The organism is Pseudaquabacterium rugosum, assembly GCF_038066575.1.
Lineage (GTDB): Bacteria > Pseudomonadota > Gammaproteobacteria > Burkholderiales > Burkholderiaceae_C > Pseudaquabacterium > Pseudaquabacterium rugosum.
This window is the reverse complement of record NZ_JBBUTF010000038.1, coordinates 1-23046: the sequence shown is the minus strand read 5'-3', so window position 1 is coordinate 23046 and position 23046 is coordinate 1. Positions and strand designations below refer to the sequence as shown.

Below are 23046 nucleotides of genomic sequence, written 5' to 3'. Positions count from 1 at the left end.
CGATGCCTGCGATTGTTGTGGCAGATGCCGACGTGCTGTTCGGCGGAGCCACCCGTGCCCTGCTCATCTACCTCGACTATGCCGGCGCCATTCGGCTGCACTGGAGCCCGCTCATCCTGGCAGAGATGAGTCGAGCTCTGGTCGACACCGAACGCAAGGTCAACCTGGCCACGGCCCAGGAGAACGAGGTGAGGATGAACCAGGCGCTGGCCGGGGCCAACATTCCCACTGTTGCCGTCCAGCGCAACCTCCAGCAGGTGCAGCACGCGGTGAAGTCCGCGAAGGACGCTCATGTGGCCGCGGCCGCCTACACGTTGCTGGCCGACGAGTACTACCCCCATCTGCAGACCGTCGGCCTGGTCTCGCGCAACCTGCCCGACTACGACATCCCTGCGCTGCAGACGTTGGGCGTGCTGGTCCAGCACCCGGACCCCTTCTTGCTCGCGCTGACAGCCCGGCAGCAGGCTGTGGTGGCGGGTGCGTTCCGGGCCATGCGCCTGGATCTGGCATCCAAACCCACCCCAGACCAACTGCTGGTGCGGTTGGCCAATGACGGTCAGAAGCAAACCACAGCAGCCCTCGCAGCCCTGGAGCAGGCGACGCCGGGCACGCTGTAGCGGCCATCGGGCCAGGGTCAGGTCGCTGTGAGCCGCATGGGCCTGGACTGAATCAAAACCCGAACCCACCCCCATCCACATTCATCACCTGCCCCGTGACGAACCGCGCGTCGTCGCTGACGAGGAAGGCCAGGGCGCCGGTCAGGTCCTCGGGCTCTTCGGTGCGGGGGATGAACTGGCGGGCGCGCACGCCGTCGAAGGCCTGTTGCGGCAGGTGGGCGGCGCTGCCGGGGTGGCGGGTCAGGCCGGGGGAGATGGCGTTGACGGTGATGCCGTGGGCGCCCAGTTCGGAGGCCAGGGCGCGGGTCAGGCCGATGACGCCCATCTTGCTGGTGGCGTAGGCGCTCATGCCCGGGGGTGGGCCCCAGACGGTGGAGCTGGCCAGGTTGACGATGCGGCCCCAGCCGCGTTCGGCCATGCCGGCGCTGAAGGCCTGGGCCAGCAGGAAGGGGGCGTCGATGTTGACGGTCATGATCTGGCGCCACAGGGTGGCGTCGATCTGCGGCAGCGGGGCCATCGGCATGAAGGCGGCGTTGTTGACCAGCACGTCGACGCGGCCGTGGCGGGCCAGCACCTCGGCGGCGAAGCCCTGCACGGCGGCGGTATCGCCCAGGTCGCAGCTCAAGGTCTCGGCGCTGGCGCCGAGGGCCCTCAGTTCCATCACCAGGGCGTCGCAGGGGCTGCGGTCGGTCAGCACCAGGCGGTGGCCGGTGGCGGCCAGGCGGTGGGCGAAGGCCTGGCCCAGGCCGCCGGCGGCACCGGTGAGGACGGCGATGCGGGGGGTCGCGGAAAGGGTGCTCATGATGGCGGGTGGGGGTGAATGCGGCAGGAAGTGCGGCGGGAAGTGGATCAGATGGACGGGCGGCAGAGCCGGGCGGCCCGCTGGCGGGCGCGACCCGGGCTCACCACAACGGTGCCCGCAGCTTGTCCATCGCGTCGCGCATGACGGCGGTGTGCTCCTCGCGTGAGCCGCCGGTCTGCTCCAGCTGGCCCAGCCGGCCCGAGGCGCTGACCACCAGCCGCGCGCGGTCGTAGTGGCGGCCGGCATAGGCCAGCAGCGCACCTTCCAGGCTGTGGCGGCGGCCCAGTTCCTCGGCCAGCACCAGCGCGCCCTCGATGGCGATGCCGGCGCCCGAGGCCAGGTGCGGCGTGGTGGCGTGCACCGTGTCGCCCAGCAGCACGATGCGGCCGGCGTGCCAGGGGCCGTCGATCATGTGGCCGGCCAGCGGGCGGTACAGCAGCCTGGCGTCGCGCAGCCCGCCCGAGCGCAGGCCGTCGCGGATCTCGCCGATCTGGCCGCCGAACTCCTCCAGCAGCTCGGCCAGGCGTTCCGGCCACTCGGCCGGCGGGATGAAGTCCATACCCTCGCGCCGGTCCAGCACGAACAGGTAGCACTCGGTGGCGCTGATCGGGTTGACGCCGGCCTTGGTGGTGGCGCCCATGAAGATGGTGCTGTTCTCGCGCAGGCGCGGCACGATGGCGCGCCAGGATCCCTGACCGGTGAAGCGAGGGCCCGGGAAATCCGGCTTGACCCACTTGCGCACGGCCGAGTTGACGCCATCGGCGCCGATCACCAGGTCGTAGCGGCCGCTGCTGCCATCGGTGAAGGTCACGTCCACGCCGTCGGCATCGGGCTGCAGTGCGGTGAAGCTCAGGCCCAGGCGCACCGTGGTGCCGCCCTCGCGCACCTTGCGCCCGAGGATGTCGGCCAGCACCGGGCGCAGAACGCCGCCGGCACCGGGCAGGCCGTCGGCCTCGTGGGCCGGCATCACCGGCACGGTGGCCTGCACGCGGCCGTCGGCGTCGCAGATGTCGACCGCGTTCCAGTGCCCGCCCACGCGCAGCACCTCGTCGACGACGCCCACTGCCCGCAGCGCGCGCAGCGTCGGGCCGCTGATGGTGATGCCGGCGCCGTCGGGCGCCCAGTTCGGATGTTGCTCGATCAGGTCGACCGCGATGCCCTGCTTGCGCAGCTGGATCGCGGCGCACATGCCGCCGACGCCGCCACCGATGACGAGGACGTTACGGATGAGTGCCATGCTTGTCTCCACGGAAGGTGCCCGGGGCGCGGGCCCTGCGGCCCGACCTGCGACCGGCCCGCGTCGCCCGGGCGGGGTGTTGTGTCAGTCGACGCGGCCGCCCAGCACCTCGGCCAGCCAGTCCGCGATCAGGTTGCCGGCGTTGGCCGGGTTGTCCAGTGAGCTGTGTTCGACGCCGCCGGTGGTCTGGTCGAAGATGATCAGGTCCTTCTTCGGGCTGTTGACCAGCTGCTCGAAGGTCTGGTGCGCGTACTTCAGCGGGATCTGGCGGTCGTTCTCGCCGTGCGTCACCAGGAAGGGCACGCGGATGCGGTCGAGCACGCCGTCCAGATGCATGTGCTCGGCCTTGGCCAGGAACGCGTCCATGTCCTGCGCGCCGAACACCCACTGCACGTGCTTCCAGTAGTGCGGCACCGGGTTCTCGCCCTCGCGCTTGAGGCGGGCCTGCTGCACCGCGCGCCAGTCGTGGTTGGCGCCCCAGACGGCACCGCAGGCGAAGCGGGGCTCGAAGGCCACCGCGCGCGGGCAGTAGTAGCCGCCCAGCGAGACGCCGAGGGCGCCGATGCGCTGCGGATCCACCTCGGCATGGGCCTGCAGCCAGTCGACGATGGGCGCGGCCCAGACCTCGGTGTCGTGGCGCGCCGGCATGCCGTGCAGGCGCAGCGCCTCGCCGGTGCCGGGCTGGTCGACGAACAGCGCCGACAGGCCGCGGCGGGCGAACATCGTGCCCATCACGCTCTTCTGCAGCATTTCCTTGGTCGAGTCCAGGCCGTTCATGATGACGACCAGGGGCGCGCGCTGGCCGGGCTGCAGGCCCTCGGCGCGCACGTACAGGCCGCTGAGATGACGGCCCATGCAAGGGATCTCGACGCGGGTGCAGTTCTCGCGCGTCAGCTCGCGGCTGGTCTGGAACAGCTCCAGCGAGCGGCGGTACATCGCCAGCCGGTGCTCGAAGCCGTGGGCCTGCATGCGCTCGGCGATGCCGTAGTACAGCGCGGCGCGGCCCAGCTTCTCGCCGGCCGACAGGCGGTGGCCGCGGGCCAGGTCCTGGTCGGCCAGGGCGACGAGCCGGTCGCCGCCGGCCTTCCAGGCGGCGTAGAAGGCCTCGGTGCCCGGATCGTCACCGGCCGCCGCGGCGTCGCGGATCGGCGCGCACATCGCGTCGACCTCACCGACGTTGCCGCCGTGCGTCAGCGCGATCATCGTGGACAGGCTCCACACGTAGTTGGTCGGGAAGTACTGGAACATGATCGTTGCGGGTCTCAGTCGAAGATCGTGGGCAGCTCGGCGGGGATCCACACCGCACCGTCGCGCACCTCGCAGGGCACGCGCACCAGGTGCTGGCCGGTGCAGGGTCCGGCGAAGCAATGACCGCTGCGGATGTCGAAATGCGCCGAATGGGCGAAGCAGACGATGTGGCCGCCATCGGCCGACAGGAACTGGTCCTGCCGGTACTCCATCGGCCGATGCTCGTGCGGGCAGTCGTTGAGCCAGACGAAGACCTCCTGCCCCTGGCGCACCACGCACAGGCGGTCCTCGAAGCCCTCGCGCAGCAGGCCACGCGCGCCGCCGTCGGGCAGGTCGGCCAGATCACACAGGTGTCGGGTGGTCATGGCCGGACAGGGCTCACTCTCCAGGGGCCCATTTGGGGAGTGGCCCGAAGAGGAAGATCTGCGAGTTGTCCTTGCCCGGCGGCATCTCGCGCGGCACCCAGTGCTCGTCGTGCAGGTCCATGTCGGCGTCGATCTCCATCACGGCGCCGAAGGGGCTGTTGAAGTACCAGAAGAAGTTGCTGCCCATGATGTGGCGGCCCGGCCCCCAGAAGCTCTTGTAGCCCTTGTTGACGAAGCGCCAGCCCTGCTGCAGCACCTCGGCCGCCGAGCCGAGATGGAAGGTGAAGTGGTTGCAGCCGACCATGTGGTCGTTGAAGCGCTGGATCATGAACAGCGTGTGGTGATCCTGCGTGCCGGCCGGCCGCATGAACGGGCCCAGGCCGCTGAAGCGATCGGTCGTGATGAAACCCAGGCGCTGGTAGAAGGCCTCGGCCTTGGCCACGTCCGGCACGAAATAGACGACGTGGCTGAGCGAGCGCGGCTTGATCACCTCGTCGGGGTTGGCCGCGCAGTCGTTGGGCGCACGGCCCGGCGCCTGGCCCGGCACGTTGAAGCCGAGGTGGCGGGCCTCGTAGGGGCGGCGCACGGTGCGCTGGAAGGCGATGGCGAAGCCGCCGTCGTCGATGCAGCGCACGCTGCCGTCCTCGCCGCCCACGACGCGGCGGTCGCGCTGCAGCTCGGCCGCCAGGCTGGCCAGCGTGTCGGCGCTGTCCACGCCGTAGACGGTCTCGCGCAGGCAGGGCGTGTGGGCGCCCGGCGGCAGGGGCGGCAGCGTGGGGTCGTCGGCATGGCGCACGACGATGGCCGTGCCGTCCAGCGCCTCGAAGCGGCCACCGGCGCCCGGCGTCCAGGATGCCTCGTCCAGGCCGTAGTCCAGCAGGTAGCGGCGGGCGCCGTCGAGGTCGTCGACGCCGAAGACCAGGCTGTCGAGTCCGAGGATGTTCATGGGTCTTGTCTCCTGAGGATGGGGGGCAGGCCGCGCTCAGCCCTGGGTGGCGCGGCGGATCAGGCGGTCGATGTCGCCGTCGTGGCGCAGGCCGATGGCCTCGGCCTGCGGCGTGCGCAGCGGCGGGTAGGACGCGAACAGGCGCTGGATGAAGGGATCGGGCGCGTAGTGCACCAGCGCACGGCGGTCCTCGCCGTGGCGGCGCACCAGGGCCTCGACCAGCTCGCCGACAGAAAAGCGCAGCACCGGCATCTGGTAGCTGCGCCGCGGCTTCAGCCGCGAGGGATCGACGGTGGCCGCATGCAGCAGGTTGTCGACGCAGGCGGCGACCGAGATCCACCAGGCCACGCCCTCGGCGCTGACCGGCACCGTCAGCGGCTGGCCGGCGGCCAGGCGCCAGAACAGCAGGCTCATGAAGGCGCTGAGCATGCCGGTGCCCTCGCCCGGCCGGGCCACCACGCCCGGCAGGCGCAGCGACAGGCCCTGGCACCAGCCCTTGCGGGTGGCATCGGCCACCAGGTACTCGCCGGCCAGCTTGTGCGCACCGTAGCTCAGGCCGGGGTCAGGCAGCGTGTCCTCGTCGACGACGGCCGGCAGGTGCTCGCCATAGACGGCGATGGTGCTGGCGAAGACGAAGCGTGGCGGTCCGTCCTGGCTGCTGCGGGCCGCGCGCAGGTCCTCCAGCAGGCCGAGCGTGGCCTCCAGATTGATGCTGCGGCCCAGCTCGTAGTTCTTCTCGGCCGCCCCACCCGGGATGCTGGCCAGATGGAAGACGGCATCGACGCAGCCCCCGTGGCCGGCATAGGCCGACTGGCGCAGTGCCGCATCGGCGATGCTGCCGGCACGCTGGACCACGCGCGGATCCGCATGCGGCGCGTCGAAGCGCACGTCCAGCAGCGTCAGCCGCGCGATGCGGCGGCCGCCCAGGCCATCGGACAGCAGGCGGCGCACCAGCGCCTGGCCGACGAAGCCTTCGCTGCCGGTGACGATCACATGGGTCATGAGGGGTCTCCTTGACCGTGCGGGTCAGTGGGCCAGGCCGAGTGAGCGCTGCTGGCCATCGGTGCCGGTGCGGGTGAACGACAGATAGGACACCTTGATGTCGCTGAAGCGGCCGCTGCCGTCGATCTCGTAGAACACGATGCCGTCGTAGTCGAAGCATTCGCCACGGCGCACCGGGCCGAAGGGCGTGTCCTCGGCATCGTGCAGCGCCTCGAAATGCGTCTTCAGGTGCACCGCGGCGCTGTGCGCGTCGGCCACGTAGCGCTGCACGTCCAGCGTCTCGCGGAAGGTGCCCCAGATGCGGCCGTAGTGGTCCTTCATCCCCTGCACGCCGGCGTAGTGCAGGCCGCCGTTCTGGACCCTCACGTCGGGGCTCAGGTAGTCGTCGAAGGCGGTCGCGTCCTCGGCATTGAAGCGCGCGACGTAGTCGTCGAAACGGGCGCGGTCCATGGCGGTGCTCACTCCCCGTTGCCCTTGCGCAGCGGCAGGCTGGCCAGGAAGGCCAGCTTGCCCAGGCCCAGCAGCTTCAGGCCGGCGCGGGCGGAGTCGGCGTCGAGCCGGGCCTGCATCGGCATGGTGCCGAAGCTCTTGCCCTTGATGACGAGCTCGTCGCCGACGCGGTCGATGGCCTCGACGTGCATCAGCTCCTCGTTGGCCGGGCCGCGCAGGACCATGCCCGGCGCCTTGCCGTCCTTGCGGGCATCGGCGATGACCTTCGGGTTGGGCAGGTCCTGCCGCGCGCCGGAGGACACGCGGCCGAAGTCCATGCCCAGCTCCTCGAACATCTTGATCGCGGTCGCGCGGCCGGCACCGTAGACGCCACCGCCCGGATGCTGGAAGGGGCCGGCCAGGTACAGGCGCTCGACGCCGGGCACGGTGAACTGGCCCAGGTCCTGGGTCGGGCGCGCGCCGGCGCTCTGGTGGAAGTACGGCGCCACGCCGTGCAGATCGCCGCGCACCATGCTGTTCGGGCTGGAGCGCTCCAGATCGACCGGGCTGACGATGGTGCGGGCGATGATGTTGTCGGCGGTCAGGTTCTTGACGAACTTGCGGTAGTGGGCGAGCGAGAGATCACCGATCTCCTCCTTGAACTCGTCCCAGTGCTGGTGCGACCAGCGCTTGTCCGTCACCTTGTAGGGCGCGAAGGTGATGCCGTGGAACATGCCGGCGCCGGCCGGCACGCGGCTCTTGTCGCCGATGCTCTCGTCGCCGCCGGCGCACAGGCGCCGCTCGGTGATCAGGCCGCGCTTGAGCTCGTCGAAGTCGGCCAGCATCTCGTCGAGCGAGTCGGTGGCCATGAACTCCAGCATCGTGGCATAACCCACGTCCTCACCAGCATGGAACTGGCAGTTCTCCTTCAGGTCGTAGTGGCTGACCATGATCGAGAACGGCGCCAGCTGGGTGCGCTCGGCCTTCTTGAGCACCGGCTCGGGCACGCCCTGCACGAAGCGCCGCACCACGTGCGGGTGGATGGCGCCGATCACCGCATCCTTGGCCAGGATCTGCTGGCCGTCGGCCAGGCGCACGCCGGTGGCCCTGCCGCCCGACGTGAGGATCTGCGCCACCTCGGCGTTGCAGCGCACCTCGCCGCCATGGCTCTCGATGCAGCGCACCAGCGATTCGGTCAGCTTGCCGCTGCCGCCGATCGGCTGGCTGACGCCGTAGGTGTGGATGATGCCGGGCATCAGCAGCACGCCCATGCCGGTGCCCAGCTCGTTGGGCGCCTGCAGGTTCTCGCTGACCAGACGCAGCAGGTGGATCTTGATCTTGTCCGATTCGTAGAGATCGTTGACCAGGCTCAGGCAGTCCCGGGTCATGTACTCCAGCATCAGCCGACCTTCGTCCGTGCGGTCGAGCATGGCCACCAGCTCGCCCAGCGGCGGCGGCGGGCTGTAGAGCCCGGGCATGAAGACCTTCAGGATGTCGGAGCTGATCTTGACGAAGTTGCGGTACGTCTCCGCATCCTTGGCGTTGACCTTGGCGAAGCACTCGCAGGTCTTGTCCAGATCCTTGTAGGTGTAGAGCACCGACTGGTCGGGAAAGATCGTCGCGTGCGGCACCGGCGAGTAGTGGTACTTCAGCCCGTGCTGGCTCAGCAGCCCCAGCTCGTCCTGCCGGATCATCGGGTTGCCCTGGATCATGATGTGCACGCTGCTGTGCTCGTCATGCCAGTAGCCCGGCGTGTTGATCTGCTGCGTGCTGACGCCGCCGCCCGGATAGGGCTTGCGTTCGAGCACCAGCACCTTCTTGCCGGCCTTGGCCAGATAGGCGGCGGCGACCAGGCCGTTGTGGCCGGCGCCCATGGCGACGATGTCGTATTGGCTCATGTTCTCACTGCTGACCGAAAGGAACGAAGGCGTGGTCGACCGCGCCGAAGATGGACCGGCCGTCGGCGCCGAAGACCTCGAAGCGCAGACGGTCGCCGATCTTCAGGAACGGGGTGACCGACTCACCGGTCTCGATCTTCTCCAGCGCGCGCTTCTCGGCCAGACAGGCCGAGCCCACGGTGCGCGCGGCCTGGTTGCTGACCGTGCCGGTGCCCAGGATGGTGCCGGCACGCAGATTGCGGTTCAAGGCCAGGCGGGCCAGCAGCTCGCCGAAGCTCCAGTCCATCTCGCGGCCGTTGGGCTGGCCGAACCACTGGCCATTGCGGCTGACCTGCATGTCCAGGTGGATGCGGCCGTCGGCGGCCCAGCCTTCGCCCAACTCGTCGGGCGTCACCGCCACCGGGCCGAAGACGCTGGCCGGCTTGGCGTTGATGAAGCCGAAGCCCATCTGCAGCTCGCGGAACAGGTGGGCGCGCATGCTGACGTCGTTGAGGATCATCACCAGGCGGATCTTCCCGGCACAGACCTCCGGTGTGCTTGCCATCGGCGTGTCGTCGACGATGACGGCGAACTCGCCCTCGAAGTCACCGTTGTCGGCCTCGACCAGCGGGTAGTCGTCGCAGGGGCCCCAGAAGTCGTCGCTCTGGCGCTGCACCAGCACCGGGATGCCCGGCGTCTTCTTGACGTTCAGGTCGTAGGCCTGCTCCATGATGTGGCCGTGGTTCAGGAAGGCCGAGGCATCGACGTACTGGTGGGTGCGCGGCAGCGGCGACAGGCACTGGCGCGGCTCGAAGACGAAGGCGCCCGGACACTCGGCGGCGTTCAGCGCGGCGTACAGGCCCTGCAGGCCGGCCTCGACCGCGTCCCAGTGCTCGATCGCGTACTGCATCGTCGGCGCGAAGGCGGCGGCGTCGACGGCACGCTGCAGGTCCCGGCTGACGACCAGCAGGCGGCCGTCCCGGCTGCCGTTGCGGTAGGTGGCGAGTTTCATCGGATGTCTCCTCGGTTCGGGCGGCAGGTGCCGGCGGCCCTGCGGTGATGGGCGGCGGATTCAGGCCAGCGGGCGGCCACCGTCGACGGGGATGACCGCGCCGGTGGTGAAGGTCAGGTGGGCGGCGGCGGTGACCACGGCGGCGGCCACCTCCTCGGGCAGCGCCAGGCGCTGCAGCGGCGTGCGGGCGGCCTGCTCGTCGCGCCAGGCGCGGTCCATGCTCTTGACGAACTCGGTGTCGGCCAGGCCCGGCGAGACGCTGAGCACGCGGATGGCCGGGGCCAGCGCACGCGCCATCGACTTCGTCAGGTTGTCGACCGCCGCCTTGGACGCGCAATAGGCGATGTTGCTGCCCATGGCGGTGACGGCGGCGATCGACGAGATGTTGACCACCAGGCCGGTGCGGCCGGTGGCCGGATCGGCCGCGGCATCGAGCAGCGGGCGCAAGGCCCGCACCGCGGCGATGGTGCCCCGCACATTGGTGGCCAGGATCTGGTCGATCAGCGCGTCGTCCAGGCCGTCCAGATCGCCGTGCGGGACGAAGCGCGTGGTGCCGGCGCAGTTCACCAGCAGATCGCAGCGGCCGTAGCGGCGCTGCACCTCGGCGGCCAGCTGCGCCAGCGCGACCGAATCGGTGACCGGGCACTTCAGCGCGGCATGCGCGGCATGCGCGGCGGGCAACGCGGCGGCCAGCGTGGCCGCCGGGCCTTCCGAGCGGTTGTAGCCGACCACCACCGCGCAGCCGGCCGCCGCCAGCCCGCGGGAGATGGCCTCGCCGATGCCGCCGGCACCGCCGGTGACGACGGCGACCTGGCCGTGCAGAGGAAGGGGCGATGGCGACACGGACGGGGCAGGCGACACGGATCGGCTCCTGATGTGGGACGGCAGGGACAGCGAGGGCAGGCCGTTCAGGCCTTCTTCAGGCGGCGCACGCGGATGTCCGCCTGCTCCTTGTGGCCGCTCATGTGCTCGTAGCCGCACAGGCGCGAGCAGTACTCGCCCACCATCACGCTGGCCTCGTCGGTCAGCACGCGCTGGTAGGTGTGGGTCTTGATGAACTTGCCCACCCACAGGCCACCGGTGTAGCGGCCCGCACCCTGCGTCGGCAGCGTGTGGTTGGTGCCGATCACCTTGTCGCCATAGCTGACGTTGGTGCGGTGGCCGAGGAACAGGCCGCCATAGCAGGTCATGCGGGCCAGGAACCAGTCCGGGTCACGGGTCATCACCTGCACGTGCTCGGAGCACAGACGCTCGGACTCGGCCAGCATCTCCTCGTCGGTGTCGCACAGGATGATCTCGCCGTAGTCGCGCCACGAGACGCTGGCGATCGGCGCGGTGTCCAGGCGCGAGAGCACCTTGTCGATCGCGGCAGGCAGCTCGGCGGCGATGGCCTTGCTGGTGGTGATGCAGTAGGCCGGGCTGGTCGGGCCGTGCTCGGCCTGGCCCAGCAGGTCGACGGCCACCAGCTCGGCGTCCACGCTGTCGTCGCAGATCACCATGGTTTCCGTCGGGCCGGCGAACAGGTCGATGCCGACGCGGCCGAAGAGCTGGCGCTTGGCCTCGGCCACGTAGGCATTGCCGGGGCCGACGATCATGTCCACGCCCTGGATCGTCTCGGTGCCGATGGCCATCGCGGCCACGGCCTGCACGCCGCCCAGGCAGTAGATCTCGTCGGCGCCGGCCAGGTGCATGGCGGCGACGATCTCGGGGCACGGCGCGCCGTCGAACGGCGGGGCGCAGGCGATGATGCGCTTGACGCCGGCCACCTTGGCCGTCAGCACGCTCATGTGGGCCGAGGCGATCAGCGGGTACTTGCCGCCCGGGATGTAGCAGCCCACCGAGTTCATCGGGATGTTGCGGTGGCCCAGCACGACGCCCGGCAGGGTCTCGACCTCGACGTCCTTCATCGAATCGCGCTGGATCTGGGCGAAGCGGCGGATCTGCGCCTGCGCGAAGCGGATGTCGTCCAGCGTGCTGGCCGGCAGGCTGGCGATGCAGGCCTCGATCTGGGCCGGGCTCAGGCGGAAGCTCTCGGGCGACCACTTGTCGAACCGTGCGCTGTACTCGCGCACGGCGGCGTCGCCACGGGTCTCGATGTCGGCCAGGATGCCCTCGACGGTGGCGCGCACCTGGGCGTTGAGGTCGGCCTTGGCGGCGGCGGGCTTGCCGGCCTTGATGATCTGCACGGTCATGGGATGTCTCTCGGAAGGTCGGGCTGGGAGGGCAGCGGCGCCGCTGCCGGACAGCGGCTGGATCAGGATGCTAGGCAGCGGACTGCGGAGCGGGAAATCGTTTCTGCGGATGCATGGCATCGGGCCGGCGGATGCGCCGCCCGGTGGGCGTTCAGCCGCGCGGCCGGTCGGCCGCGAAGGGCTCGATCAGCTCGATCAGATTGCCGGCGCAGTCGCGGATGAAGGCCACCGGATTGCCCTCGACGCGGATCTCGTAGGCGATGTCGGCACCGGCCGCGCGCAGCGCGCTGACGGCCGCCGGCACATCGGGCACCTCCAGGCACAGGTGCTTGGTGCCGTGGGTGCGCAGGTCCAGGTTGGGCACGCGGCGGTCCTCCGGCAGCGGGGCCGCCCCCTCGACCTGGAAGAACTCGATGCGGAAGTCGTCGCGGCGGGCGAAGGCCACGTGGGCGGGGATCTTGTCGATGTACTGGCGCTGCTCGACGACGAAGCCGAGCATGCGCTCGTACCAGGTCAGGGCCGCGTCCAGGTCGGGCACACTGACGCCCACGTGGTGGGGGCGCAGCGGGCCGACGGCACAGGTGATCGAGGAGGTCATGGTCAGTGCGATGCGGCGGCGCGGGGGGCCGCGCCGTCCAGGTTCACGGGCCGATGCGCGGACGACGGCAACGCGTCATCGGAGGGGTCGAGGGCGGCGGGTGCCGCGCGCTGCAGCGGCGCCAGCAGCCAGTGGGCGAGTGCGGGCAACAGCAGCAGCGCACCCAGCATGTTCCACAGGAACATGAAGGCCAGCAGCAGCCCCATGTCGGCCTGGAACTTGATCGGGCTGGCCACCCAGGTGGCCACGCCCATGGCCAGCGTCAGGCCGGTCAGCACCACCACGCGGCCGGTGAAGTGCAGCGCGGTGCGGTAGCTGCGCGCCAGCGTCGCGCCCTTGCGCAGCTCGCCCAGCATCACGCTGAGGATGTAGAGCGCATAGTCGACGCCGATGCCCACGCCGAGCGCGATCACCGGCAGCGTGGCCACCTTCACGCCCATCCCGAGGGCCACCATCAGCGCCTCGGCCAGCACCGACGTCAGCATCAGCGGCAGCACCGCCACCACCACCGCGCGCCAGGAGCGGAAGGTGACGAAGGCCAGCACCACCACGGCGGCATAGACCAGGCCCAGCATGCGGTGCCAGGCCTCGCGCACGACGATGTTGGTGGCCGCCTCGATGCCGGCCGAGCCCGCCGCCAGCTCGAAGCGCGCGGCCGGGCTGTCGTTGGCCGCGGCGAAGGCCTGCACCGCCTCGACCACGCCGCTCAGCGTGGCCGCCTTGTGGTCCTTCAGGAAGGCGCTGACGACCAGCAGATTGCAGGTGTCGTTGTAGAGACCGCGCGGCGCACTGCCGGTCACCAGGTTCAGCATCGCCTGGTTGGGGATCAGGTCGAACCAGCGCGGATGGCCCTCGTTCAGCCCGGTCAGCACCAGCCGGTTCAGGCCGGCCAGCGACTGCGTGCTCTCGACACCGGGCAGCTGGCGCAGCTGCCACTCCAGCGCATCGACGCGCATCAGCGTGTCGTAGGCGGCGCAGCCGCCGTCGGGCGTCGTCACCATCACCGCGAAGACATCGCTGCTGGCCCCGTAGTGGGCGTTGATGTAGGCCACGTCCTGGTTGTAGCGGGCGTCGGCGCGCAGCTCGGGCGCACCGGGGTCCAGGTCACCGATGGCCAGATGACGGCTGACCGCCCAGCCTCCGACGGCCAGCAGCGCCGAGACGGCCACCACCGGCACCGCCCAGCGGCGCTGGGTGCAGCGCTCCAGCGCCAGCCACAGGCCGCCCACCTCATGGGCACCCTCACCGGCGAAGCGCTGCTCGGCCCGCAGGCTGCGCGCGGCCGCCTGGGCGCTGACGCCGGTGTAGCTCAGCAGGATGGGCAGCACGATCAGGTTGGTGAAGATCAGCGCGCCGACGCCGATCGAGGCGGCGATCGCCAGCTCCTGGATCACCGGGATGTCGATGGCCAGCAGCACGGCGAAGCCCACCGCATCGGCCAGCAGCGCCGTCAGGCCGGCCAGGAACAGGCGGCGGAAGGTGTAGCGCGCGGCCACCCACTGCGGCACGCCGCGGCCGATGTCCTGCATGATGCCGTTCATCTTCTGCGCGCCATGGCTCATGCCGATGGCGAACACCAGGAAGGGCACCAGCATCGAGTACGGGTCCAGCGCATGGCCCATCACCGGCAGCAGGCCCAACTGCCAGACCACGGCGATCAGCGAGCTGACGACCACCAGCAGCGTCGAGCGCATGCAGCGGGTGTAGCCCCAGACCATGACCGCGGCGATCACGATGGCCACGGCGAAGAACACCAGCACCTGGCGCAGGCCGGCGATCAGGTCGCCCACCAGCTTGGCGAAGCCGGTGACGTGCAGCTGCACGCCCTGCCCTTCGTACTTCAGGCGCAGCGCGTCGAGCCGGTCGGACAGGGCCACGACGTCGATGGCCTGGCCCTGGGCATCGCGCGCCAGCAGGGGCACGACGATGACGCTGGAGCCCCCGTCATGGGCGACGATCTGGCCGATCTCGCCCGAGCGCTGGATGTTGGTGCGCAGCGCCTGCAGGCTGGCGGCCGAGCCGTCGTAGCCGTCGGGGATCACCGGGCCACCCTCCAGGCCCTCCTCGGTGACGCCGGTCCAGCGCATGTTGGGCGTCCACAGCGACTTCATCGCCGCGCGGTCGACGCCAGGCAGCAGGAAGACCTCGTCGTTGAGGCGCCGCAGCGTTTCCAGATAACGGGCGTCGTAGATGGCATCGGGGCGGCCGGCGGCCGCACCCGGGGCGCCCCGGGCACCCTGGGCAGTCGGCACGACGGCGATGCGCAGCGCGTTGCCCAGGCCGCGCAGGTCCTGCTGGTGCGTGAGCCAGTTGACGATGAACGGGTGGCTGGTGGGGATGGTCTTCTCGTAGCTGGCGTTGAGCTGCAGGCGCGTGGCCTGCCAGCCCAGCAGCACGGTGACCAGCGCGCAGGCCAGCAGCACCACGATGCGGTGGTTGAACAGCGCGCGCTCGATCAGCGATCCCGAGCGGGGATCGAAGCTGCGCGTGGCCTCGCTGACGTCGAGCGGATAGGGCGGCTTCATCGGGCAAGACTTTCGGGGGCGACGCGGGTCAGGCCGTTCCAGCCGGCGATCAGCAGGGCGCCATCGGGCGCCAGGGCCAGAGCGGCCGGCTGCTGCGCGGCGGTGGGCAGGCGCGGGGCCACGGCCGTGGCCTCCACGCCCAGCAGCTGGCCGGCCTGGTTGGCCAGCAGCAGCCGGCCGTCGGGCAGGCGCAGGCTGCCGGTCAGGCTGACCGGCACAGGGTTGTCGAGCGCCTGCCAGCTGCGGCCGCCATCGCGGCTGCGCTGCACGTTGCCGCGCAGGCCGGCCAGCAGCAGGGCGCCATCGGCCTCGAAGGCGGCGGTGAACCAGCTGCCCTGGTAGGGCGTGACCAGGCGGCGGAAGCTCTGGCCGCCATCCTCGGACAGGAAGGCCAGGCCCTGCTCGCCGGCGATCAGGATGCGGGTACCGTCGCGCCGCAGCGCGTACAGATGGCCGCCCTTGGGGTTGTCCAGCCGCGCGGCGATCGACTGCCAGGCGCGGCCGCCGTCACGCGTGGCCAGCAGCAGGCCATAGGCGCCGGCCACCAGGCCCTCGGCCGGGCCGCTGAAGTCCAGCGCCAGCAGGGGCTTGTCGGCGCCGTCGGCGACGGTGCGCTCGGCCATCGCCAGCGCCTTGGGATCGGCGTCAGGCCGGGCCTGCAGCTCGGCCAGGGCCAGACGGGCGGCGGCCAGGCCGTCGAGCCGGCGCTGCCAGTGCTCGCCCCCGTCGGTGGTGGCCAGCACCACGCCCTGGTGGCCGATGGCCCAGCCGCTGCGCGCATCGGCGAACTGCACGCCGGTCAGCGTGACGCTGACCGGCACGGCCGCGGCCTGGCGCCACTGGCGGCCGCCGTCGTCCGACAGCAGCACCGTGCCGCGCTCACCCACCGCCACCTGGCGCGGGCCGGCTGCCGCCAGGCCGAGCAGCGACTGCCGGCCGGGCAGGCCCAGCCGCAGCGCGGGGCGCTGCAGCGCATCGGGCAGGCGGCCGGCCGCGGCCGGGGCGGCCGGCGTCCCGGCTGCGGCGCGTGCCGGGCCGAAGGCTCCGGCGAGCAGCACCGGGGCCACGGCCGCCTGCAGCAGGCCGCCCAGCACGCGGCGTCGGGTGGCGGGCACGCGCGGCGCCGCGCACAGGCGTTCAGCGGACGGCATCACCCACCAGCGCCTCAGGCGTGAAGGTGGTGTCGGCATAACGCGGCACCAGCTTGTACTGCTCGGCCGCGTCGTTCAGCGCCGAGTCGTAGTACCAGACGCCCGACAACAGGTCATAGAAGCCGAACATCTGCGGCGAGGTGGTGCCCGGCAGGTCCGGCATCACCACCGGGTTGGAGAAGCCCATCTGCCACAGCTGGCCGTTGGCATCCCAGTGGTCGGCCAGCACGGCGATCCAGGTGTCCTCGTCCAGGTAGTAACGGCGCTTGGGCGCGACATGGCGCTTGCCGGCGGCCAGCGTGGCCTCGATCACCCACACCCGGTGCAGCTCCCAGCGCATCGCGTCCGACGCCAGATGGTGCTTGTCCAGCGCCTCGGCCTCGGGCGTGGCCAGCAGGCGGTTGCCGTTGTAGGGGATCAGCATCTCCTTCTTGCCGACGATCTTCCAGTCGTAGCGGTCCAGGCGGCCGTTGAAGACATCGGTCTGGTCGAACATCGAGATGCCGGCCGAGGCAGGCGTGGGCGTGTCGCAGCAGGCGTTGGGCACCTTGCGCACGCGGCGCTGGCCGGTGATGTAGGCCCAGACCTGGGTCTTGTCGCCATCGATGTGGTCACGGCCGACGATGCCCTCGCCGGCGCGCAGCGGCGGGCCGGAGTTGATCAGGCGGATCGACCAGAAGTTGCCGTCGAACTTGTCGACGCTGCCGTCCTTGAAGTAGTAGGGCACCTGGAAGTCACCCGAGCCGACACCGGTGACGACATGGCGGCCATCGGCCGTGGTCTGGATGCCCTTGACCGCGACGTGATAGGCCTCGCCGCGCCAGCGCAGCGAGTGGTTCCACATCGCCTCGGCACCGCTCTTGGGGATCGGGAACGGGATGCCGCCGTAGACGCCGGTCGGCTTCAGGTCCTTCAGCTCGCCCTTGACGGCATTGCGGGCCGTGTTGTCGTAGACCCACTGCGGCGCCGCGGCCGTGCGGTAGGTCTTGTAGACGTTGAGCTTGAAGCTCTCCGGGTACTTCTTCAGCATGGCCTTGACGCCATCGCTGAGCTTGTCCGCGTACTGGGCCTGGTTGGCGGCCGTGATCTGGTAGAGCGGCTTCTCGGCCGCGAACGGGTCGGGGCGCTTGCCTCCGTTCTTGAAGCCGGGAATCGGCGCGGTGTGGCCGCCGGTCCAGGCCGGGATGCTGCCGTCCTTGTTGCCGGCGCGCTCGCCGCCGAGCGGCGTGAGCTCGGTCTTGAGCCGGGCGGCCTCCTCGGCACTGACGCCGGCCTGCACGTGTGCGGCCGACAGCAGCGCGAGGGCCGCCAGCGTCACGTGGCGCAGCGCACGCTGCGGGGTGTGGGTGGACGTGTTCACGACGGATGCTCCTTGAATGGGCGGTCAGAACGTGCGGCGCACGTTCAGGCTGACGAAATCACGGTCGGCGTACTGCTGCTTGAAGCTGCGGTGGCCGGCGCTGATGAAGGGGGCCCCGGCGCCCATGTAGTGGGTCCAGGCCAGGCCGAAGCGCCAGACGTCGAGGTAGGCACCGTTGACGCCGACGCTGAGGTCACCGACGTTCTCGCCCAGGAAGGCACCGACCACCGACGAGTTGCCCGACAGGCCCCAGCCGAAGCCCACCGGCACGCTGATGTCCAGGCCTGGGATGACCTGGCGGTACTTGGGCTCGTAGACCATGCGCACGTTCAGCGCGTCACGGTCGGCATTGGGGTTCAGCGCCGCCGCGTTGTCGGAGATCGACAGCCGCCGGTTCCAGGCCAGTTCGCCGACGAAGTCGGCCTCGCGCGCCAGCCAGTTCTGACCGATGCTGGCGATCCAGTTGACCTGCGCATGGGCCGAGCGGCCGACCGCGTACAGCGGGTTGCCGCTGTTGTCGGCACCGGCGACGTCGACCTGGGCATCGCTGTCCAGCGGCGTGTTCCAGCGGTAGGACGCCTCACCCGAGACGTTGACATTGCCCACCGTGGTGCTGAAGCTGCCGCCCACGGCCTTGATGCCCTCGTGGAACACCCACTGGTAGGTGCCCACCTGCACGCCGCTGGCGCTGACCGTCGACGAGGCCGCCGGGTGCAGGTACAGGCCGGACGGGCCATGATCGTTCCACTGCACGTGATAGAGGCCGTAGTCGGTCTCGCCCGCATGCCAGCGCAGCTGCAGGCCGTACTGGCCGCTCTTCCTCGCCTTCATGTCCGACTCGCGGCCGAAGCCGACGTTGCCGGCCGGCGACGAGCCGACGATCAGCCGCTCACCACCGGTGGCCAGCGCATCCATGAACGAGAAGTAGCTGCCCGAGCCCGGCAGACGATCGGGCTTCCAGTCCAGCATGTAGTAGCCGCCGACCGTGACGTCGGGGTTCAGCTGCAGCTGCCCCGACACCTGGTTGATCGGCATCATGAACTCCTTGAACTGGGCGTTGGGCACGCTGGCCGCCTTGACCACGTCGATCGAGGCCTGGGCGGCCGCGATGCCGTTGGCGCCCAGCATCAGGCTCTCGCCGTAGAGCACCGTGTGCTTGCCCACCCGCACCGTGCCCGGCATCTCGCCGAGCTTGAACTTGCCGAAGACGAAGGCGTCCAGCATCTCGGCGTCCTGGCCGTGCAGGCGCCGCGTCGCGTCGGTGAACTGGTTGTTCGCGACCGACAGCGGGTTGGCGGTGGATGCCGAGTCGTTCGCGTTGCGGCCGCCGGCATAGCTGCCGTCGTACCAGGCCGCGCCGGACACGCGCAGGCCGACGCTGCGCCAGGTCACGTCCAGCTCGCTGAACAGGTCCAGCCGCTTGGAGATCACGCCTCGCTTGAAATTGCGGCTGCCGTCGTCGGTGTTCGGAAAGTAGTTGGCGCTGCTGGTGTCGTAGTTGCTGCCACCGATGATGGCCTGCGACGAGGGCTCGGTGCGCAGCGCGGAGCTGGCCTTGACCGTGGTGTCCCACAGCACCTTCAGCTCCGGATTTCCGGTGTCGACCTCGAAGGCGCAGGCTCCGCCGCCGATCAGAGCGGCAGGCAGGCAGGCCAGTGCGGCGACCAGCGGGCGCAGCCGCGCCCCACCGGCGCGGGCGGATCTCGGGTTCATCGATCGTCTCCTGTGTTGGTGCGTCAGCCCCGATGTCGTGTGCGTGCGGTGGGGCCGGCGTGTGGACCGCGCATCGGCGAGCGCCGCAGCGGTCCTGGCGTCAGGTCGGGCGGACGATCCCGGGGCGGGCCCGGTGTCCGTGCAGTCCGTGCGGCGGTCTTGGCGCCGACAGCGCTGCGATGACTTGACGGGAATTGATGCTAGGCAACAAGATGCCTTCCGAAAATCAAAAGATGTCGAAGCGAACGTTCGATGACATCAAAAATCAGTAGCAACCCGGAGACTGCGTGCGCCTCGGCCACTTCGATCTGAACCTGCTGGTCACCCTCGATGCCCTGCTCGAGACCTGCAGCATCACCCGCGCCAGCGAGCGTCTGCACATCGGTGCCTCGGCCACCAGCAGCGCGCTCGGCCGCCTGCGCGAGCACTTCCAGGACGAGCTGCTGGTGCAGGTCGGCCGCCGCATGACGCCGACCCCGCTGGCCCTCCAACTGAGGGGGCCGGTGCGCGAGCTGATCCTGCGCACCCAGGCCACGCTGTCGGCCCGCACCACCTTCGATCCGACGGTCGCGCAACGGCGCTTCGTCATCAACGCCACCGACTACGCCACCATCGTGCTGCTGGCCCCGCTGGCCCAGCGGCTGGAGAGCCTGGCGCCGGGCCTCTCGATCGACATCGTGGCCCTCGGCGACAGCAATCTGCAGCAGCTCGAGCGCGGCGAGACGGATCTGGCCATCTACCCCTCACGCAACGCCAGCCCCGACCATCCGACCGCCCATCTGCTGAGCGAGGACCACACCTGCCTGGTCTGGACCGGCCACCACCTGACGGGCGAACGCATGGGCTTCGACGACTACATGGCCGCCAGCCACGTGGCCGCACGCTTCGGCGAGCAGCGCATCGCCACCTTCGAGCACTGGTTCCTGCAGGAGCACCAGGTCGAGCGCCGCATCGACGTCTCCGCCTCCAGCTTCAACGCCCTGCCTTTCCTGATCGTCGGCTCCCAGCGGGTGGCCACGCTGCAGCGGCGGCTGGCGCGGATGTACGTGCGGCTGCTGCCGCTGCGCATGATCGAGCCCCCGTTCCCGATCCCGCCGCTGGAGCTGGTGATGCAGTGGAACCGCCACCAGGACCTGGATCCGGGCCTGGCCTGGCTGCGGGCGCAGCTGATGGACGTGGCGCGCGTGGCCTGAGCCGGGGGCCGAGGCCCGGGCGCCCAGGCCCGGCGCTCAGGGCGCGGCGGCCAGCAGGGCCTCGACGGCCGGCATCGCCCGTGCGTGGGCGATGATCTTCTCGCGCAGCCAGACGCTGCCCGGATCGAGATCCCGATAACGGTGCCATTGCAGGGTCTCGACCAGGCGCGGGGCGGCGAAGCCCAGCGGCCGCAGCACCAGTTGCGGCCAGGCCTGGCGCACCTGCACCGCCATGCGCGTGTGCAGCACCGCGGCCCGGCCGGTGCCGGCCACCACCACCGGCAGCAGGCCGAAGCTGTTGACGACGACATCGGGCCGCGGCAGCTCGCCATGGGTGGCGATGAACCAGGACTCGAACTGCGGCCGGCCGTTGTTCTCCAGCGTGGCCAGGCGCAGCCGGGCGAAGGTCTGCAGGTCGATCACCTCAGGCCAGGGGCCATGGGCCGGGTCGACCAGCAGCTGGTAGCTGTCCTCGAACAGCACGGTGCAGGACTGGTTGGTCGAGACGAAGCGCTCGGGGTTGATGACGAAGTCGACCTCGCCGTTGTCCAGATCGGCCGCGGCGGTGTTGCTGGGCTGGCGGAACTCGATCGTGATGCCGGGCGCCTCGTGGTGCAGCTCGCGCAGCACGCCGACCATCAGCACCTGGATCAGGTAGTCGGAGGCGACGATCGAGAACTGCCGCCGCGTCGAGGCCGGAGAGAACTCCGGCCGCGTCGACAGCGTGGCATCGACCTGCAGCATCAGGTCATTGACGCGGCCGCACAGCGTCTCGCCCAGCGGCGTGAGCTCCATGCGCCGGCCCACCGGCACGATCAGCGGGTCATCGAAGTACTCGCGCAGGCGCGCCAGCATGCCGCTCATCGCCGACTGCGAGACGTGCAACTGCTCGCCCGCACGCGTCACGTTGCGTTCGGACAGCAGCGCACGCAGCGCGGTCAGCAGGTTCAGATCCAGACGTTGATAGCGCATGACGACTCAGCCGGGGCGCGAGGGTGCCATCACGACGGCCGTCTGGCACCCCGGGTTATCCCAAGTATGTCGGCGAGCGATGCCGCGCATCGCCAGATTCGATTTCCGCCGCTGGCAGCGGCTGCCTAGCATCCGTCGCCATTGCACATCCTCTGCGTCATGAGCACATTCCACAATCCCTTGTCCGGCTGGCAGGTCGATCGCCGCGAGATCCGCAACATCGGTGTCGATCTGCAGCGCCCCGAATGCATCCTGGCCGAGCGTGACGGCACGATCTGGACTGCCGACGCCCGCGGCGTGATGCGCATCGGCGCCGACGGCCACCAGCAGCTGATCCGCCAGCAGGGCGTGAGCACCAACACGCTGGATGCGCGCAGCCTGGTGATGGGCGGCAGCCTGCCCAACGGCATCGCCTTCAACCGCGACGGCGACATCCTGATCGCCAACTTCGGCAACGACACGATCGAGCTGATGACCCGCGACGGCCAGTCCCGCACGCTCCACACCGAGATCGACGGCCAGCCGCTGGGCAAGATGAACTTCGTGCTGACCGACTCGCGCGACCGCATCTGGTTCACCGTCACCACCCGCCGCGTGCCCTGGACCGCCTCGATCAACGAGAAGACGGCCGACGGCTACATCGGCCTGATCGACGAACGCGGCATCCGCATCGTGGCCGACGGCTTCGTCGGCACCAACGAGATCCGCTTCGATGCCGACGAGCAACATCTTTACGTGGCGGAAACGAACGCGCGACGCATCTCGCGGCTGCGCGTGCAGCCCGACGGCTCGCTGAGCGATCGCTGCGTCTACGGCCCGTCCGATCTGGGCGGCTTCCCCGACGGCTTCGCGGTCGACAGCCTGGGCAATCTGTGGATCACGCTGGTGCTGACCGAACGCCTGATCGCGCTGACCCCGCAAGGTGAGGTGCTGACGCTGCTGGATGACGGTCGTCCTGAGGCGCTGGCCGTCTACGAACAGCACTACCGCGCCGGCACCACGACGCCCGAACTGATGGGTGCCTGCAAGGGCGAGCTGGCGCCGATGATGGCCAGCATCACCTTCGGCGGCCCGGACCTGCGCACCGTCCACCTCGGCAGCCTGGCCGGCACCACGCTGCCGAGCTTCCGCTCGCCGGTGGCCGGCCTGGCCCTGCCGCACTGGACCCGCGGCTGAGGCGGCGCACGCCGGCCCCGCACCGACGCCACCGCCCATGACCCTGGCCATGGTCACGCTGCAGGTCCGCGATCACCAGCAACAGGCCTTCGAGGCCGACTGGCAGCAGACCCGACGGCTGCTGGCCGGCCTGCCCGGCTGCCAGGGGCTGGAACTGCGGCGCTCCCGCCTGCATGCCCGGCGCTATCTGCTGCTGATCGACTGGACCGCCCGCAGCAGCCCGGACCTGCAGGCCCTGCAGGGCCTGCGGCGCCACTTCGAACACGAACCTGACATCGAGCATTACGACGAGGTCGGCACCGGCGGCAGTGCCCGCCTGCGCCCGGACTGAAGGCCGGACCACACGGCCCCGGGCAGCGCCCGACCCCGCATCCCCGCCACGACCGACTCCAGGAGACTCTCATGCACCCCACCATCCTTCGCGCCCCCGCATCGGCCCCGCGCCTTCGTCTGGCCCGCGCCGCTGCCCTGACCGGCAGCCTGCTGGCCGGCCTCGCCCACGCCGCGCCGGCCGCCGTCGACAACCCCTACGGCCTGCAGGCGCTGTGGACGCAGAGCGATGCGGTGGCCAAGGCCGTGCTGCTGATCCTGCTGGTGATGAGCATGGGCAGCTGGTACGTGATCATCACCA

Annotated in this window: 21 protein-coding genes and 1 pseudogene; 5 read left to right on the top strand and 17 right to left on the bottom strand. The window is 70.3% G+C overall.

Going from position 1 to position 23046, the window contains the following annotated elements; translation table 11 throughout:
• The first annotated feature begins 2 nt into the window (after positions 1-2).
• Complete coding sequence (locus AACH11_RS24180) at positions 3-617, top strand: VapC50 family PIN domain-containing toxin (RefSeq protein WP_341376854.1); 615 nt, start codon at positions 3-5, stop codon at positions 615-617.
• A 52-nt stretch (positions 618-669) separates the two neighbouring features.
• Here the strand turns inward: AACH11_RS24180 and AACH11_RS24175 are convergent, their stop codons facing one another.
• The 16 genes from AACH11_RS24175 to AACH11_RS24100 form a co-directional block, all read right to left on the bottom strand.
• The gene (locus AACH11_RS24175; RefSeq protein WP_341376853.1) at positions 670-1419 is read right to left on the bottom strand and encodes an SDR family NAD(P)-dependent oxidoreductase; all 750 of its coding nucleotides are present in this window, start codon (positions 1417-1419) and stop codon (positions 670-672) included.
• A gap of 100 nt (positions 1420-1519) precedes the next feature.
• Positions 1520-2656: an FAD-dependent oxidoreductase gene (locus AACH11_RS24170; RefSeq protein ID WP_341376852.1), complete on the bottom strand. Its 1137-nt coding sequence runs from the start codon at positions 2654-2656 to the stop codon at positions 1520-1522.
• 84 nt (positions 2657-2740) lie between these two features.
• Positions 2741-3904 (bottom strand): alpha/beta hydrolase family protein, encoded by a 1164-nt coding sequence (locus tag AACH11_RS24165; RefSeq protein WP_341376851.1) that lies wholly within the window; start codon positions 3902-3904, stop codon positions 2741-2743.
• Between the two features lie 14 nt (positions 3905-3918).
• Positions 3919-4269 (bottom strand): Rieske (2Fe-2S) protein, encoded by a 351-nt coding sequence (locus AACH11_RS24160; RefSeq protein WP_341376850.1) that lies wholly within the window; start codon positions 4267-4269, stop codon positions 3919-3921.
• A 13-nt stretch (positions 4270-4282) separates the two neighbouring features.
• Complete coding sequence (locus AACH11_RS24155) at positions 4283-5215, bottom strand: VOC family protein (RefSeq protein WP_341376849.1); 933 nt, start codon at positions 5213-5215, stop codon at positions 4283-4285.
• Between the two features lie 36 nt (positions 5216-5251).
• A complete protein-coding gene (locus tag AACH11_RS24150; RefSeq protein ID WP_341376848.1) occupies positions 5252-6217 on the bottom strand; it encodes an NAD-dependent epimerase/dehydratase family protein in 966 nt (321 codons plus the stop codon).
• A 24-nt stretch (positions 6218-6241) separates the two neighbouring features.
• Positions 6242-6667, bottom strand: a complete 426-nt coding sequence (locus tag AACH11_RS24145) for a nuclear transport factor 2 family protein (protein ID WP_341376847.1) — start codon at positions 6665-6667, stop codon at positions 6242-6244.
• Between the two features lie 8 nt (positions 6668-6675).
• On the bottom strand, positions 6676-8544 hold the full coding sequence (locus tag AACH11_RS24140) for a phytoene desaturase family protein (RefSeq protein WP_341376846.1): 1869 nt from the start codon (positions 8542-8544) through the stop codon (positions 6676-6678).
• A gap of 4 nt (positions 8545-8548) precedes the next feature.
• Positions 8549-9535 carry a fumarylacetoacetate hydrolase family protein gene (locus tag AACH11_RS24135; RefSeq protein WP_341376845.1) on the bottom strand — a complete coding sequence of 329 codons (987 nt, stop codon included), beginning with the start codon at positions 9533-9535 and terminating at the stop codon, positions 8549-8551.
• A 60-nt stretch (positions 9536-9595) separates the two neighbouring features.
• Positions 9596-10396 (bottom strand): SDR family NAD(P)-dependent oxidoreductase, encoded by an 801-nt coding sequence (locus AACH11_RS24130; RefSeq protein ID WP_341376844.1) that lies wholly within the window; start codon positions 10394-10396, stop codon positions 9596-9598.
• A gap of 47 nt (positions 10397-10443) precedes the next feature.
• Positions 10444-11727: a histidinol dehydrogenase gene (gene hisD / locus AACH11_RS24125; RefSeq protein WP_341376843.1), complete on the bottom strand. Its 1284-nt coding sequence runs from the start codon at positions 11725-11727 to the stop codon at positions 10444-10446.
• A 151-nt stretch (positions 11728-11878) separates the two neighbouring features.
• A complete protein-coding gene (locus AACH11_RS24120; RefSeq protein WP_341376842.1) occupies positions 11879-12325 on the bottom strand; it encodes a VOC family protein in 447 nt (148 codons plus the stop codon).
• Positions 12326-12327: 2 nt separating this feature from the next.
• On the bottom strand, positions 12328-14850 hold the full coding sequence (locus AACH11_RS24115) for an efflux RND transporter permease subunit (RefSeq protein ID WP_341376841.1): 2523 nt from the start codon (positions 14848-14850) through the stop codon (positions 12328-12330).
• Positions 14847-16001, bottom strand: a complete 1155-nt coding sequence (locus tag AACH11_RS24110) for a WD40/YVTN/BNR-like repeat-containing protein (protein WP_341376840.1) — start codon at positions 15999-16001, stop codon at positions 14847-14849. Before AACH11_RS24110 ends, AACH11_RS24115 begins: the two co-directional genes overlap by 4 nt.
• Positions 15988-17361: a DUF1329 domain-containing protein gene (locus AACH11_RS24105; protein ID WP_341376839.1), complete on the bottom strand. Its 1374-nt coding sequence runs from the start codon at positions 17359-17361 to the stop codon at positions 15988-15990. Before AACH11_RS24105 ends, AACH11_RS24110 begins: the two co-directional genes overlap by 14 nt.
• A 24-nt stretch (positions 17362-17385) precedes the next feature.
• Positions 17386-19074, bottom strand: a complete 1689-nt coding sequence (locus AACH11_RS24100; protein ID WP_341376838.1) for a DUF1302 domain-containing protein — start codon at positions 19072-19074, stop codon at positions 17386-17388.
• Positions 19075-19361: 287 nt separating this feature from the next.
• Here AACH11_RS24100 and AACH11_RS24095 point away from each other — a divergent pair, with 287 nt between their 5' ends.
• Positions 19362-20267: a LysR family transcriptional regulator gene (locus AACH11_RS24095; protein ID WP_341376837.1), complete on the top strand. Its 906-nt coding sequence runs from the start codon at positions 19362-19364 to the stop codon at positions 20265-20267.
• 36 nt (positions 20268-20303) lie between these two features.
• Here AACH11_RS24095 and AACH11_RS24090 read toward each other — a convergent pair whose 3' ends face one another.
• The gene (locus AACH11_RS24090) at positions 20304-21239 is read right to left on the bottom strand and encodes a LysR substrate-binding domain-containing protein (protein ID WP_341376836.1); all 936 of its coding nucleotides are present in this window, start codon (positions 21237-21239) and stop codon (positions 20304-20306) included.
• Between the two features lie 159 nt (positions 21240-21398).
• Between AACH11_RS24090 and AACH11_RS24085 the strand changes: the two genes are divergently transcribed.
• The 3 genes and pseudogenes from AACH11_RS24085 to AACH11_RS24075 all read left to right on the top strand — a co-directional run.
• Positions 21399-22415, top strand: a complete 1017-nt coding sequence (locus AACH11_RS24085) for an SMP-30/gluconolactonase/LRE family protein (protein ID WP_341376835.1) — start codon at positions 21399-21401, stop codon at positions 22413-22415.
• A gap of 37 nt (positions 22416-22452) precedes the next feature.
• Complete coding sequence (locus tag AACH11_RS24080; RefSeq protein ID WP_341376834.1) at positions 22453-22746, top strand: antibiotic biosynthesis monooxygenase family protein; 294 nt, start codon at positions 22453-22455, stop codon at positions 22744-22746.
• Positions 22747-22817: 71 nt separating this feature from the next.
• Positions 22818-23046, top strand: a pseudogene (locus tag AACH11_RS24075) (MotA/TolQ/ExbB proton channel family protein); the annotation flags it as partial.